The organism is Acinetobacter qingfengensis (genome assembly GCF_008693185.1).
GTDB classification, from domain to species: Bacteria; Pseudomonadota; Gammaproteobacteria; order Pseudomonadales; family Moraxellaceae; genus Acinetobacter; species Acinetobacter qingfengensis.
On record NZ_VXKN01000009.1, the window covers coordinates 116,930 to 131,995 of the forward strand.

Genomic DNA, 15,066 nt, shown 5'->3' on the forward strand with positions numbered 1-15,066 from the left:
GTGTTGTATGAATACTAAGGCAAAAATCTCTCAGGCATGGCAGACGGTTCAAATTGCCCGTCATCCCGACCGTCCCCAGTTTCTAGATTATGTCAGTGAAATTTTCACTGAATTTGATGTTTTACATGGCGATCGTTTGTTTGGTGATGATGGTGCCCTAGTTGGTGGTTTGGCACGTTTTGATGGTCAGCCAGTAGTGGTAATTGGTCAACAGAAAGGGCGTACCACACGTGAACGATTACAGCATAATTTTGGTATGTGTAATCCGGAAGGTTATCGTAAATCGCAACGTTTATTTGATATCGCAGAACGTTTTAACCTTCCAGTATTGACTTTTATTGATACCATGGGTGCTTATCCTGGTGTTGGTGCCGAGGAGCGTGGGCAGGCAGAGGCGATTGCAAAAAATCTTGCAATTTTATCGGGATTAAAAGTTCCAGTGATTGCTACAGTGATTGGTGAAGGTGGTTCAGGTGGTGCATTGGCCATTGGTGTTGCTGATAGAGTCATTATGTTGTCACACAGTATTTACTCTGTAATTTCTCCGGAAGGTTGTGCTTCTATCCTATGGAAAACTGCTGAAAAAGCAGCTCAAGCTAGTGCAGCATTATCATTAACAGCACCTCGTTTACATGCTCTGGGTATTGTTGAAAGTATTATTGAGGAAGGTGAAGGTGCTCATCTTGATCCACAAACTACAATGTTGCGTTTAAAAGATGAATTGAAAAAAGCACTGGATGAACTTACCGATATGGATGCAGATGCACGATGCGAAGCACGATACCAACGTTTAATGAAGTTTGGCAGTGCGAATTTAGAAAACGCCTCTTAGATGATTTAACTCAGTTTAATACATCTGCAAAAGTTATCTTAGGATGCAGCGGTGGTATGGATTCCATGCTGCTGCTTTATCTTCTAGCCGAACTGATTCCTCATCGTTTATCGGTGATCAGTGTAGACCATCAATTACAGCCTTTAAGCCAACAATGGTCTTTATGGGTTCAACAAAATTGTCAAAAATTAAATATTCCCTGTCAAATCATTGCTGTTGACCTACAGCAGGGCAATGTTGAAGCCGCAGCACGTCAAGCACGTTATCAAGCATTATTACAACAATTACAATATGAAGATATATTGGTTCTGGCTCATCATCAGCAAGATCAGGCTGAAACTGCTTTACTACGATTATTACAAGGTACGGGAGTACAGGGTTTAGCTGCCATGAAACGTATAGAGCAGCGATTTCAAAAAAATCAACTTGTGGAAAATCTGCAAAAAGAGCGTTACTGGGTATGGCGGCCTTTATTGGATTTATCCAGAACTCGCATTGAACAGTGGATGCAACAACTCAATCAATCTTATATCAATGATCCGATGAATCAGGATCAGCATTATGATCGCGTCTGGTGCCGTCAAAGTGTATGGCCTGTGTTGGAGGCACGTTTTCCAAAGATGCAGGAAAGTATCGCCCGTTGTACAATATTGATGCAGGATGCACAAGAGATATTGCTTGATGTTTTACAGCAAGACAGGCAACAATGTATTGACGTCTATGGGCGATTGCAGTTATTAGTTTATCATCAGTTAAGTTCAGCGAGACAACGTCAATTATTATCAAGTTGGATGCAAGCTGATTTGCAATATCGTCCAGCATTGGCAATGGTATTGCGATTACAACAAGAAGTGATTGCTGCAAAAGAAGATGCACAAGCAGTATTGCACTATGATGGCATTTATTTTGTTCGTTTTGCTGCACATCTTTATCGTTATTCAAAATCCGAATGGATAAATTTCAATACGGTTCCAGTTGAGCAAACTGTACAGTACCATCTTGAGCAAAGGTTCAAACAAGCATCAGAGCAATTTCATATTCAAAAAGCTGATATTGGTTTGAGTTTTGCATTATTGCAGAAAACTTTGTTATTAAAACCTCGTCAAGGTGGAGAAAAAATTCAATTATGGGGGCGTTCTGGTCATCGTATGTTAAAAAAAATGCTACAAGATGCAAAAATAGCACCGTGGCAGCGTCATCAAACCCAAATATTGATGTACCATAACGAGGTGTTAGGTGTGTTTACATCACAAGGATTCTGGTTGGCAGATAGTATTTATGTACAGTCACAAGGCTGGTTGCCACAGATTGATATTGGTATTTTAGGTCGAATGGAAAATGATAAGTAATTTCGAGCAAAAAATTAGTTTTATTGGTGGTGGTAATATGGCGCAAGCCATCATTGGTGGTCTGCTTTCCAGAGGTATGCCATCGACACTCATTACTGTATCAGAACCCGTTGAAAAAATTCAGGAAGTGTTGAAACAACAGGACTTGAATGTGACTGATGATAATGCAGTGGCTATTGAAGATGCCGATGTTGTGATTTTGGCGGTTAAGCCACAAGTACTGTCACAGGTACTTACGCCGCTTGCTGGAAAATTAAAACAGCAATTAATTATTTCGATTGTTGCCGGAGCACCCATTACTTTAATCTCCAGTTTGTTGGATGGTTATGACCGTATTGTGCGGGTGATGCCAAATACACCAGCTTTGGTACAATGTGGTGCAAATGGTGCATTTGCATCTGAGGGTGTAAATCAGCAAGATCAGGAGTTAGCAAGCAAGATTTTATCTGCAACAGGTTTGGTGATCTGGGTGGATCAGGAACGTAAGATTGATGCAATTACTGCTTTGTCTGGCTCGGGACCTGCATATTTTTTCTATCTTATGGAAGCCATGATTCAGGCAGGTAAAAATCTTGGATTAGATGAAAAAACGGCTACAGCTTTAACTTTACAGACAGCTTTAGGGGCTGCCCAGATGGCCATTACTTCTGAGCATAGTCCATCACAATTACGTAAAAATGTAACTTCTCCTGGTGGAACAACACAGGCAGCAATCGAAATTTTTGATCAATTTCAAGTTTCCCAGCATATTCAGGCTGCTTTGGCCGCTGCGGAAAAACGTAGTCAGGAACTGGCGCAAGAATTGGCATTACGTATTCAAACCCCATCCAAGTAATTTTAGACGAGAGAGTTAATATTTTGGCAATTATTTTTAATGTCATTATTAATGTTGCGATCCTTTTAGTTTTTTTGCGTTTTTTAATGCAATTAGCCGCCATTAATTATTTCAATCCCGTTGTACAGTCAACCATTAAAGCCACAAAGGTGGTTGATGTTCTTAATCGTACACTTCCTGTAATTGCAAAAGGTCGAGTTAATCTCGCAGCACTGGTTTTACTCATTATTTTATATTTATTAAAAGTATGGGGACTCAGTCATCTGGGAATTGGTGTCGATATTTTCGATGATCATTATAAAAATCTTGCAGCCAGCGTGACAGGATTACTGTTAGGAACTTTCATGGCTGTAATGGATGGTATGATCAGTTTTTGCCGTTATTTAATCTTTGCCTCAATTATTATGAGTTGGGTAACATTATTTACTCAAAATCGTGGACCATTTGCTGAAGCGATTCAGGATCTGGCAGAGCCATTATTTGCACCTTTTAGAAAAATTATGCCAAATATGGGCATGATTGATTTATCCCCATTATTTGCAATTTTAGCTTTGATGATTATTGATATTCTAATGAGTAATGTGTCACAAACATTATTGGCAGGCATTCATTAAAGTATTTTGGTTGTGAGATTAATTGCGCATGGTGTTAGCCATGTTTTTAATCAAAAAAATAAAAGCGCAACAGTTATAATTGCGCTTTTATTTTATCCAAATGTTTAAAGAAGGTTAGTGTGCTTCATCCCAATTCTTTCCTTCACCGACCTCAACGACTAGCGGAACAGAGAGTTCTACCACATTTTCCATAATAGTTTGAATAATCGGTTTTACTTCAGCAGCATAATTTTGATCTACTTCAAATACCAGTTCATCGTGGACTTGTAATAATAATAATCCTTGAGTTGGTTGTATTTCTTTTTCGATTCTGATCATAGCCAGTTTAATAATATCAGCTGCACTTCCTTGTAATGGAGCATTGATCGCTGCACGTTCCGCTGCTTTTCGTACCATCATGTTACGTGCATTAATATCTGGGGTATATAAACGGCGACCTAATAATGTTTCTACAAAACCCTGTTCCTGTGCCAGTTGGCGAGTACGTTGCATATATTCATAAATGCCCGGATAGCGTTGGAAATATTGTTTGATATAGCTTTGTGATTCTTCACGAGTGAAACCAAGTTGACGAATTAAGCCAAATTCGGACATTCCGTATAGTAGGCCAAAATTGACAGCTTTGGCTTGACGACGTTGATCTGAAGTGACGTCTTCAACTGGAATACCTAGAACTTCAGATGCTGTCGCACGGTGAATATCCTGTCCTTGTTTGAATGCCAGTACCAACGCAGGATCTTGAGAAAAATGTGCCATTAAACGTAATTCGATTTGTGAATAATCAGCAGCGAGTAAAACTCGATCTTGTGGACAAATAAAAGCTTTACGAATTTGTCGACCAATTTCTCCACGAATCGGAATATTTTGTAAATTTGGATCGGAGGAAGATAAACGACCAGTGGTGGTAATCGCTTGATGATAGCTGGTGTGTACGCGTTGTGTATTTTGATCAGTTTGTTCAACCAGGCGGTCGGTATAAGTACTTTTTAGTTTGGCTAAGGTACGATAATCTAAAATTAGTTGTGCAATTGGATGGTCAATTTTTTCTAAAATTGCTTCACTGGTGCTGTATTGCCCACTGGTTGTTTTTTTACCTCCTTTAATTTGTAATTTATCAAATAAAATTTCACCGACTTGTTTGGGGGATGCAATATTGAAAGAGCTCCCCGTTATTTCAGTGGCTTGTTGTTCATATTGTTGCATATCTCGTTCAAATTCTGTACTAAGTTTATGTAGAAACTCCGGATCAAGCTGGATGCCGCGTGCCTCCATTTCAGTTAATACTTGAGCAACGGGAAGTTCTACTTTTTGTAATAATTGCAGCAATTCAGGCTGTGCATTTAGTTTCCTAAAAAGAACTTCATATAAACGATAGGTTACATGTGCATCTTCTGCTGCATAAGTCGCAGCAGTTTCTAGCGGGATCTGATTAAAAGTTAGTTGTTTGGCACCTTTACCAGCAATTTGTTCAAATGTTGTGGTCATGTGACTTAGATAAACCCGTGCGACATCATCCATATTATGTCGTGTTGCAGTTGGGTTGAGAACATAAGATGCCAGCATGCTATCAAATAACCATCCTTTAAGCTGGATGCCGTGGTTTGCAAAAATATGTGCATCATATTTTAAATGGTGACCAATCTTGCCAATGTCCGGATTTTCCAGAATGGGTTTGATTTGTGTCAGAATTTGTTCACGATTAAGCTGTATCGGGGCACCGTCATAATCATGGGTAAATGGCACGTAATAAGCATCTTTGCTATCAAAAGCAATAGAAAAACCAACCATTTGTGCAATACGATAATCCAGACTGGTTGTTTCAGTATCAATGGCAAAATGTTGACTATTATTAATTCTGTCAAACAATGCATCCCAGTCGCTTTGGCTTAACACTGTATGATAAGTGGCTTGTCCAAGCAGATCTTCATCATGAGTAAGTTGCGCACTTTGCTCAGTTTCAATGGATTTGGTTGCATTTGTAGCTGGTGTAGTAGTGATTTTTTTATGATTTGGGTGATCTGGATTATTTGGATGTTCAAGTGATTGTAATTGGGTACGAAATTCTAATTCAGTATATAGTCGTTTTAATTCATCATAATTGCCATGATTTAATTTTAGATCGTCCCAACTCAGACTAAGATCAAGCCCAGTAATAATTGTTGCCAGTTGATGATCAACTTTGATGTTTTCAACATTATCTTTGAGGTTTTGTCCAACTTTACCTTTAATTTGGTCAGCATTATTAAGGATATTGTCTAGAGAACCATATTCATTTAAAAGTTTTGCTGCGGTTTTTGCACCAATACCTGGTACACCCATAATACCATCTGAGGCATCGCCCATTAATGTCAGATAATCTACGATCTGGTATGGATGGACGCCAAATTTTTCAAAGACACCTTGTGGATCTAGGGTACGTTCCTTAAAGCTATCTTCCAGTGTGACATGTTCATTGACCAGTTGAGCCATGTCTTTGTCACCGGTGGAGATCAACACTTGATGACCTTCCTGTAATGCACGCTGTGTAAGCGTTCCAATAATATCATCAGCTTCTACGCCAGCCAGGCTGTAGAGTGGAATACCTAAAGCTCGGATCAGGTTATGTAGATATGGAATTTGTTCTGCCAACTCATCGGGCATACTTGGGCGGTCACCTTTATAAATTGGAGAAAGTTGATGGCGAAATGTTGGTTCGGGTGTATCAAAAATAACAGCCATGTGGGTAGGTTGCACACGGCGCATAAGTTTCTGGATTGCAGCAGTTGCTCCACGTACTGCATTCGTGTGCAAACCTTGTGAAGTGGTTAGCAATGGAATCGCATGAAATGCACGAAATAGAAAATAAGACCCATCAACCAAAACAAAAGGCGGCATATACAACTTCCAGATATTAAAATTCAAACATAAGTTGATAGTGTACTGGAATTCAAAAAATTTCACGACCCGAAAACAATTCCCTACATGACAAATTCTAAACCTGTGTTAATTTGTAACAATTTAAAAGAACAAATTTGTGGATAGCATGCAGCAGAAAACGCCTTTAAACGACAATTTTTCGCTCATCAGTTACCCTAAAGCCAACTGGGCACGTTGTGTAATTGTGATATTGGCCTTGTATTGTATCTGGGATTATGTGCACTCGGACTATACGATGATCTGGTTGAAAGTTCTGGGTTTATTCAGTTTTATGGCAATTATCAATACATTGGAATATCAACAAGAAAAAATTTTAGCATTACAACAACACATTGAGGAATTACAGCAAGGTTTACCAACTACATTTGATAATAAATCTATAAATCCAATAGTCACATCAAATTCTTTAATCGATCATCCATCCTCAACATCCAGTATCACAATAGGATCTACTACACATGATGTGTTTACAGATAAGCCCGCGGGACATCAGGATTTAAAAGTGATGACGTCTCTGTGGAGTGCGGCATTAAACTGGTTTAAGGGCGGTAATAGTATTGTTCGTATTGCTGTTGTGATTTTATTGATTGGTGTAATTTTCTTATTACGTTTTGCCAGTGAGTATTGGCAGCTGACTTTATCGGCAAAAATGGCAGCAATTGCTGTAGCTGGTGTTGTGCTAACAGGGATTGGTTATGTCCTGCGACAAAAGCGCTTTGAATATGCCATCAGCTTACAAGGTTTGGGTTTAGGCGTTATATTTTTGGTGTTGTTTAGTAGTTATTATTTACAGGTCATTGTGTCTTTGGCAAGTAGTTATGTCATGCTAATGCTGTTATTGGCCATCACATTATGGTTAGCACTTCGGCAAAATGCTTTGATTTTGGCCTTTATCGCGTTAGGTAGTGGCTTTATTGCACCATTTATTTTGAATAATGGTAGTGATAATGTTTCGATTTTGATGGGTTATTATTTTATGCTCAATATTGCTTTGGCAATTATTGTGTATTTTAAACCTTGGCGTATTCTAAATACATTGGCTTTATTCATGACCTTTGGGATTGGTGGATTTGCCATCTGGTTTAATGCAGACCCTTTAGAATATTTTCAAATCTCATGCTGGGTTTGGGCAATATTCTTGCTCTATCTTTATATTTCTATTCTTTACAGCCGACATATCGTTGCATTGGGAACTCAATTTAAGGATATTCCACTTGTCGATACTGCATTGATTTTTGCCACACCGTTTATGGCCTTTAGCCTGTACGCAGGTTTGGTGAATTCCAGTGCTGTCAAGTTAAGTTTGGCCAGTGTAATTTTGGCTCTGGTGTATTTAACCTTAGGTTATTTTATCCATAAAAGATCCAGTCGTTTAACTTTACTAAGTCAATGTTTTTATGGTTTGGGGTTAGTTTTTGCGGCATTGATTCTACCATTTGCTTTCAATGCGTATTGGACCAGTGTTGGCTGGGCAATACATGGTTTGGCAGTTTTGTGGATTGGTCGAAAATATCAAATTGATAGTGCCCGTTACTTTGGCGTTGTGGTGTTGTTGGCCAGTGGTTTGGCAACTTTATATAGTCATTTACTGAGTCAAAATACAGTGCTATTTGCAAGTAGTGTATTGATGATGGCGTATGCTTGGGCATGGTATATACATCAGAGTATCAATCATGAAAGTGCCTCATCAGTATCACAATTTCAGCGAATAATCGGTAATCTTTTTTTATTATTATCTTTTCTAATCGCTCCTTATGTTTATAAACATTTATTATTGCAGGCCTCCATTGATCAATCTTCCAATAGTTTAAGCTTATTGTTATGGTTTAATGCATTAACACTTATCTGGTGGTATAAAGATCACAAATTTTATCCGGCATGGTGGCGGGTAAATTTGATGATTCTATTTGTTACTTTAGTTACCACAGCATTTGAACTCTCTTGGATTAATTATCCATTTACAGGTGTAGAAAAAATCCAATGGACATTGATTTGTCTGTTATGGTTGTCGGCATTTTATCTTTTTAATCAATATAAACCTCTCAATAAATTTTCTAATATTTATATTCAACAGATATTGTCAACACTTGCGATGGTGTATTTGGCAATTTTGGGTGCTGTATTTGCTTCATTACAATCATTAAGTTATGTTGTAGCCATATTACCGATAGTGTGTCTGATATTCAGCTATACAATTCAGAAACTACAATTTTGGAAAAATTTGTGGATTGCAAATCCTGGAGTGAGCTTACTGACAGTAGGTTGGTTATGGATGATTTCAATTTCACATAGTGGTGCATGGTTATGGTCTTATGTCCCATTGTTTAATCCGGTAGATCTGCTCAGTATTGCTGCTTATATGATTTTAGTACTAAATCTGCAATCCTACTTATTCAGTCATGTTAAATTTTCACAAATTATCAGTACCTTGATCTTACTTATTTCTGGCTTGTTAATGATCAGTAGTATTTTACTTAGAGTACTACATCATTATGTCGATTTGCCTTACTGGTCATGGCAAATTTGGCAAAATGGAACAGTACAGGCATGGTTTACCATTGTTTGGACGATTGTAGCACTTATTCTTACGCTACTTGCAAGCCGTCAGGCGTGGCGATATGTCTGGATGATGGGAATTGCTGTATTGGCGGTTGTTATTTTCAAACTGATTTTTCTGGACTTATCTCATAGTCATACGATTACACGAATTATTTCCTTTATTGGTAGTGGATTAATTATGCTTGTGATTGGTTATTTTGCACCGTTGCCACCTGTAGAAAAAACATCAGATCTAAAATGAGTGATCTGATGTTTGTATATTGATAATTAGATTGGTTCAGGCTTTAGGTTCACGTCTTAAGGCCTGTTGATTGGCATATTCATCAATGTCTTCATTGTTCAGTGGGGAAGGTGTAGTGCGATCAACTAATCCCATTTTAGGAACTGGAATCTCAATATTATTGGCAATGAAACCATTGCGAATACGTTCCTGTATTTCGTCATTGGCTTGACCAAAATTATTTTGTAATGTCCACACTGTAAATAAAATTTCAATCGAAGATTCGCGGAAAGCGGTAACAGTCACCATCGGACGTGGTTCATCCAGCACAAAAGGATAATTGTCTGCAACATCAATCAAAACTTGGCGAACTTTGACAATATCTTCATGGAAGTTAATGAAGAGTGTGATCGGAATGCGTCGAATAGGGAAACGCGTTAAATTATATACAGGGGTACGAATTAATTGCTCATTGGGAACACGAATAAAGGTATTGTCTAATGTTTGTAATTTTACCGAAAGTAAGTCAATCGATAACACTTTTCCTTCAATGGTTTGACCGCGAATCACCGTCATTTGAATAGTATCGCCAACCTCAAAGGAACCTTCACCAATCAAGAACAAGCCACTGATAAGATTTGATGCCGAGGTTTGAGATGCAAAACCCAATGCAACCGTTAAAATTCCTGCTGCACCAAGAAAAACACTGAGCTTAAAACCTGCTTCACGTAAGCTGGCAATTAAAAACAGCATAAAAATGAAATAAAAGATCCCACGTCGCCAAATCAGCTTGTGATGTAAATTTAAGCGGGCACCAATGGTTACACTAAAGGCATTACTAACGATTCTGGCAATCACAAAACCAATAAATGCAAACAGGATTGCAAATAAAATTTCCTGAAAACGATCGGTACTTAAACCTGTTACAAAACTTTTAAGGGTACTCAGGACTTGATCGGTAATGTTTAAGTCAGCCATATACAATCCTAGAATAAAGTTTCAAACATATTGGTAATAAAACCACCACTGTCTGTACGTGCCGGTTGAACAAAAGATACCTGACCGGCCATAGGTGGTGTTCGCGATTCAATACGAATTCTCGAAGGCCGATCTATACTGTCCTGAAAAACCTTAATTTCTGAAGTCCATAAGCGGTTGGTTTCTTCACTATAAAATAAAGGTAAAGAGTGTACCGGTACATTGATACGTTCAAGTCGCATTTGCTGATTAGTATCATTATAGAAATGAATTGGTGTAACAGCACGAAATGGTCGTGGGGTGAGTAAGTTTAGATCTGTACTACCATCTACCAATGTGGCATAACACAATTGTCCCTGCATTTTATCCTGACCAAACCAGGTATCTTTTGGACGGATAATTGGCACATCAAACAGTGCTTCACGTTGTGATTGAACAAAACCGCTTAGCCATAATGGCGTACTAATAAAAAGCGTACTACGTTGTCCCGTTGGAATATAAATTGGTTGTACAGGTTTAATCACTACAGAACGATCTGCCATACGTGGCATCAGATAAAAAGTGTGATGCGTTTGATTAAACATATAACGTTCAAAATTTATAGGCGCGGGAAATAATTCATCTGGATCGAGTTTCTGCCAATCCTGTTGTGTTTCATGCTGATTTTGTGGGCGATGGTATTCAATTCGCCATTCTTTTTCTTTACGAATCACACGAAAATAGAGAGAACCAAAACGCCATGAGTAGGCTTGATGTAGTTCAAAGTCAAATTCTCCCCACCATTTAATTAAAGGATGAAGGGGTTGTTCGTGATATGTGGACATGATCTTAAAAAATCCTGAGATATTCCAATCCTATAACATTGTTGTAACATATCTGAAGTACAGAATGTAGCAAAGATTTGCAACCTGCTGAGATAACAAGTTATGTAGAAATAATTGAATAAATACAGGAGACAATCCAGATTTTAAAGAAACAGATTTATGGGATATTTATATCTAGAGTGTTAAAAGTTTACGATGCTGGATCAACGGCATTGCCTCTCTAATTTTACGTTGTCCATCAAAATCAAAAGGTACAACAATTAATTGGCTACCTTCATCATAAACTTCTGCCAGAATTTTTCCTTGAGATTGTGTTGCCATTGTATGTCCCCAAGTCTGACGTTTTCCATGACTATGCCAGCCTTGCTGAGCTGAACCTAAAACCTGACACTGTGAGTCCATTGCACGTGCCTGTAATAATAGTTGCCAGTGCATTTGTCCAGTTGTATAGGTAAATGCTGCTGGAGCCGTTAAAATATTGGCACCTTTAGCACGTAACATCAGGGATAATTCAGGAAAACGTAGATCGTAACATACCATTAAACCGAGATTACCAAACGGTGTTTTTGCAACAATAAGGTCACTTCCTGGTTCAAATACCGCAGATTCCTGATAACCACCAACACCATCGGCAACTTGTACATCAAATAAATGAATTTTGTCATAACGCGCAACAGTTTTACCTTCCGGACTGACACATAAACTGACAGTGCGTACCCGACGATCTGTAATTTTGTTGCCATTTGGACGATAGGGACAAGGTAATGTCCCTGCTACAATCCAAATTTGATGTTTAAAAGCAAGTTGCTCGATACGCTGTTTTAATTCATCAAATTGCTGTGCAGTTTCAGATTGTTTACCTGCAGCAAAACACGCAAAATTTTCAGGTAAAACAATTAGTTCAGCTTGCTGAGCTTTTGCTTGCTGAATAAGTTGCTCAACTTGAATAAAGTTGGAATCAATATCATTTTGCGAGTTTAGCTGTGTTACGGCCAGTAGGGTCATTCCATTGTCCTTAATTTTGTCTTTAAACTTTTTGATTGTCTGGTTGAAAAAGTGTTTCCTGTTGTTCTTTTTGCAATTGTTTTACCAGAGGTTCAAACATATTTTGATTGTTTTCATTGAGCTGCATTAATGTACGATGTGCATCAAGCACCGTATTCAACATCTCAGAATGCGTAATATTATTATCGGCTAAAGTCTGTGTACAAACTTTAGGATCAGTACAATAATTTAAAATCACAAAAACCTGAGCCAGTCCCATACTATGGGCTAGCGTCGTAATATCCGGATTAGTCGAAAGAATGACTGCCTGAATATTATGATTTTGTTTCAACTTTAATCCGAGTTTAGCGAGCATGCCTAACACAGTACTATCAATAAACGTGGTTTCAGTCAAATCAACGATAGCGCCAATAACTTGAGAGCTTTGATCAATTTTGTTAAGTAAATTATCTAAACTAATACAAGCTTGGGCACGGACTTCTCCAATAATTTTAAAGATATAAGTACCATTTAGGCTTGCATATTCGATACGACCTGTCGACATAGAAATGCCATTTTTAGAAGACATTTTGCCATTATCACATAGCAAAACTTGCTCTGCAAGAAGTAGTGGAATTGTAAAAACCTGATGTTCGGTTATGAGTTAACACCAAAACAGATTGGCAAAAACTATCATAACTTAATGAAATATAATAAATCCGAGTTTTTACCTTTATGATTAAATAAAAATATTTCTATGACTTTGAAACATTTCTTGAAGATTTAGTTTTGAATATATTGTATACAGAATTAGATTATTCTCTTTAAACTAAAGATTGCGATATCATCATTGACATGTTCAGGGGTATGGAACTGACTCTGTTTTAAACGATCAATTAACTGTGTAAACTGCTCATTTAATCCTCCCTGAAATGGCTCCAACGCACCATCAGAACAGATAATCAAATGACTATTTTTCGGTAAATCAAAATAGAATTCTTCTACCTGAATATCATCTGTTAATCCTAATGGAAAACTATTCGAATTAACAATTTGAGGTTCTTGATCTGGATGTAAAATCGTTAATGGTGGGAAATGTCCTGCATTGCAACAGGTTACAGTATTTGCTTTCACATTAAGCATACCAGCAATCATGGTAATATGTTTTTCGATATTTTCTTTAATCAGCATACTATTTAATTTTTCAATCAAATAACGTGGAGAATGGGCACGTTTATGAAATGCGGCCATCCATGAAGTCAATAAGCTACTGGTCACCCCATGACCAGAAACATCTGCCAAATAAAACAGTAAATGTTCACTATCTACCCACCAATAGTCATACCAATCACCTGATAAGTAAGCTGAAGGTTTGAAAAGTGTTTTTAATTGATAGTTTTTCAAATCAATGGGTTTCGGTAACAAGCAATGCTGTAACTCAGCAGCAGCAGGTAGATCGCGACTATCTTGATTGCGTTTATATTGTGCTTCAATTTTTTGTAATTCTTCATAAGGCTGTTCGGGTAAATCCTCCCAAATCCAACCTGCTAAAGCTCCTTTTTGCCAAGCCTGACTTAAAGCTGATCCTTCACTTTCACATGCAATTACGACAGTTGGACATTCCCAGCTTTGTGCCAGAAAATCATGAACATCAGCAATATAAATTCTATTCTGATCACACTGATCAATTTGGGTGAGTTTTACCCATTCAAGATCTGCAAATAAAGCTAAAGCACGATCCAGTTGGCGTAAAACTCGTGAAGGATAAATAAAATACATAATGAATTTAAGATCTCACATTAGAAAGCATTATTGCACTTCATTGGGCTGATCTTGTTCGTCTATAAAATCAGATGAATTATCCTCACCCGAAAATAGATCAGCAGAAACATCTTCACCACGTGCGTCAGTTACAGCATATGCACGTTGTTGCAAATAAGCATCCCGAATCACAGCATATTGATCACCTTGTAACAATGAATCAACATCAAGCAATTTACTTCTTGAGTCAACCAAATCAATGCCACGAACAGACCAATATAATTTATCGTCATCAATAATATAACTTTGTGTACGACCAAAACTGTCTACAGCAGTACCCACACCATCTCTAAATGTGCTTGGTCCTAATATAGGAAGCATTAAATATGGACCGGAAGGTAGTCCCCATACACCCAGAGTAATACCAAAATCTGTGGCTTCATTTTCAAGATGTTTACGACGTGCGACATCAGCAAATCCAAGACTGGTTAATATATTGAGAGTAAAGCGTCCCAAACTTTTTAGTGAAGTTTTAGGTTTTCCCTGCAAGGTTTGATTAACAGCATTCCATGGCTCACGCATATTTGTTCTAAAGTTTCCGTAAGTACCACGAATATCTTCTGGAATAACTTTTACATATTGCAATGCAATTGGACGTGCAATATAAGTATCCAAATAATTATTAAATACATAGATTTTTCTATTGATAGGTTGTAGAGGGTCCTTAATATGTTCTGGTTGATTTGCTTTAGCATCAATCTTTAACTGATTAAAATGAATTTTTTTTAACGCATTTAAACTATAGATATCATCAACATCATTATTTAAGGAATTATCATCTGGAACGGTTGCATCAGCATTTACTGAAGATTGAATACCATCATCAGCCATCGCAAAGTTAGCTAAACCAATAGCACCAAAAAAAATGACCTGCAATGGAAACTTATACATTATATACACCTAATAAATGCGGATACCTTGCAAGATAATAACAATCTTTATTCATAAAGCAAAAAGTAAAATAGCAAGATAACTTTATAATGCATTTAATACAGCATGTAAGGCTTAAAAAACAAACAACAATAATAAAAATAGGGTAGAAATGCTGAATAAACGAACGAAAGGAGAAAAAAAGGGTTTTGGGGTATTGCAAAGGTATGGGGATAGTGTAGAATGCACATCCATCGGCGGTGA

The 15,066-nt window shown here is 37.6% G+C and carries 12 protein-coding genes; 5 read left to right on the forward strand and 7 right to left on the reverse strand.

The window, feature by feature from the left end; all coding sequences use genetic code 11:
* Positions 1-7 precede the first annotated feature (7 nt).
* From F4V57_RS11760 to F4V57_RS11775, 4 genes are read left to right on the forward strand one after another with little or no spacing between them, the layout of a single operon-like run.
* On the forward strand, positions 8-832 hold the full coding sequence (locus tag F4V57_RS11760; RefSeq protein ID WP_070068347.1) for an acetyl-CoA carboxylase carboxyltransferase subunit alpha: 825 nt from the start codon (positions 8-10) through the stop codon (positions 830-832).
* On the forward strand, positions 769-2,181 hold the full coding sequence (gene tilS / locus F4V57_RS11765) for a tRNA lysidine(34) synthetase TilS (RefSeq protein ID WP_081409116.1): 1,413 nt from the start codon (positions 769-771) through the stop codon (positions 2,179-2,181). The genes F4V57_RS11760 and tilS overlap by 64 nt, the downstream gene beginning before the upstream one ends.
* Positions 2,171-3,016, forward strand: a complete 846-nt coding sequence (gene proC, locus F4V57_RS11770) for a pyrroline-5-carboxylate reductase (RefSeq protein ID WP_070068345.1) — start codon at positions 2,171-2,173, stop codon at positions 3,014-3,016. The genes tilS and proC overlap by 11 nt, the downstream gene beginning before the upstream one ends.
* Before the next feature lie 20 nt (positions 3,017-3,036).
* Positions 3,037-3,630 carry a YggT family protein gene (locus tag F4V57_RS11775; RefSeq protein WP_070068344.1) on the forward strand — a complete coding sequence of 198 codons (594 nt, stop codon included), beginning with the start codon at positions 3,037-3,039 and terminating at the stop codon, positions 3,628-3,630.
* Positions 3,631-3,744: 114 nt separating this feature from the next.
* Here F4V57_RS11775 and polA read toward each other — a convergent pair whose 3' ends face one another.
* On the reverse strand, positions 3,745-6,504 hold the full coding sequence (gene polA / locus F4V57_RS11780) for a DNA polymerase I (protein WP_070068343.1): 2,760 nt from the start codon (positions 6,502-6,504) through the stop codon (positions 3,745-3,747).
* Between the two features lie 148 nt (positions 6,505-6,652).
* Between polA and F4V57_RS11785 the strand changes: the two genes are divergently transcribed.
* Positions 6,653-9,346, forward strand: coding sequence for a DUF2339 domain-containing protein (locus F4V57_RS11785; protein ID WP_070068342.1), 2,694 nt, complete (start codon positions 6,653-6,655; stop codon positions 9,344-9,346).
* A gap of 36 nt (positions 9,347-9,382) precedes the next feature.
* On the opposite strand, the gene F4V57_RS11790 is transcribed toward F4V57_RS11785, so the two are convergent.
* The 6 genes from F4V57_RS11790 to F4V57_RS11815 form a co-directional block, all read right to left on the reverse strand.
* Positions 9,383-10,303, reverse strand: a complete 921-nt coding sequence (locus tag F4V57_RS11790) for a mechanosensitive ion channel family protein (protein ID WP_070068341.1) — start codon at positions 10,301-10,303, stop codon at positions 9,383-9,385.
* A gap of 8 nt (positions 10,304-10,311) precedes the next feature.
* A complete protein-coding gene (locus tag F4V57_RS11795) occupies positions 10,312-11,127 on the reverse strand; it encodes a hypothetical protein (RefSeq protein ID WP_070068340.1) in 816 nt (271 codons plus the stop codon).
* Between the two features lie 174 nt (positions 11,128-11,301).
* Positions 11,302-12,132: a carbon-nitrogen hydrolase family protein gene (locus F4V57_RS11800; RefSeq protein ID WP_070068339.1), complete on the reverse strand. Its 831-nt coding sequence runs from the start codon at positions 12,130-12,132 to the stop codon at positions 11,302-11,304.
* 22 nt (positions 12,133-12,154) lie between these two features.
* Positions 12,155-12,676 carry an anti-anti-sigma factor GigB gene (gigB, locus tag F4V57_RS11805; protein WP_070068338.1) on the reverse strand — a complete coding sequence of 174 codons (522 nt, stop codon included), beginning with the start codon at positions 12,674-12,676 and terminating at the stop codon, positions 12,155-12,157.
* Between the two features lie 245 nt (positions 12,677-12,921).
* Complete coding sequence (locus F4V57_RS11810; RefSeq protein WP_070068337.1) at positions 12,922-13,890, reverse strand: PP2C family protein-serine/threonine phosphatase; 969 nt, start codon at positions 13,888-13,890, stop codon at positions 12,922-12,924.
* Between the two features lie 30 nt (positions 13,891-13,920).
* On the reverse strand, positions 13,921-14,823 hold the full coding sequence (locus F4V57_RS11815; protein WP_070068336.1) for an MlaA family lipoprotein: 903 nt from the start codon (positions 14,821-14,823) through the stop codon (positions 13,921-13,923).
* Positions 14,824-15,066 lie beyond the last annotated feature (243 nt).

Bases quoted from the DNA above. Each gene is read 5' to 3' on its own strand.
- F4V57_RS11760 (WP_070068347.1), top strand. From the start codon at position 8: ATGAATACTAAGGCAAAAATCTCTCAGGCATGGCAGACGGTTCAAATT.
- tilS (WP_081409116.1), top strand. From the start codon at position 769: ATGCGAAGCACGATACCAACGTTTAATGAAGTTTGGCAGTGCGAATTT.
- proC (WP_070068345.1), top strand. From the start codon at position 2,171: ATGATAAGTAATTTCGAGCAAAAAATTAGTTTTATTGGTGGTGGTAAT.
- polA (WP_070068343.1), bottom strand. From the start codon at position 6,504: ATGCCGCCTTTTGTTTTGGTTGATGGGTCTTATTTTCTATTTCGTGCA.
- F4V57_RS11785 (WP_070068342.1), top strand. From the start codon at position 6,653: ATGCAGCAGAAAACGCCTTTAAACGACAATTTTTCGCTCATCAGTTAC.
- F4V57_RS11790 (WP_070068341.1), bottom strand. From the start codon at position 10,303: ATGGCTGACTTAAACATTACCGATCAAGTCCTGAGTACCCTTAAAAGT.
- F4V57_RS11795 (WP_070068340.1), bottom strand. From the start codon at position 11,127: ATGTCCACATATCACGAACAACCCCTTCATCCTTTAATTAAATGGTGG.
- F4V57_RS11800 (WP_070068339.1), bottom strand. From the start codon at position 12,132: ATGACCCTACTGGCCGTAACACAGCTAAACTCGCAAAATGATATTGAT.
- gigB (WP_070068338.1), bottom strand. From the start codon at position 12,676: ATGTCGACAGGTCGTATCGAATATGCAAGCCTAAATGGTACTTATATC.
- F4V57_RS11810 (WP_070068337.1), bottom strand. From the start codon at position 13,890: ATGTATTTTATTTATCCTTCACGAGTTTTACGCCAACTGGATCGTGCT.
- F4V57_RS11815 (WP_070068336.1), bottom strand. From the start codon at position 14,823: ATGTATAAGTTTCCATTGCAGGTCATTTTTTTTGGTGCTATTGGTTTA.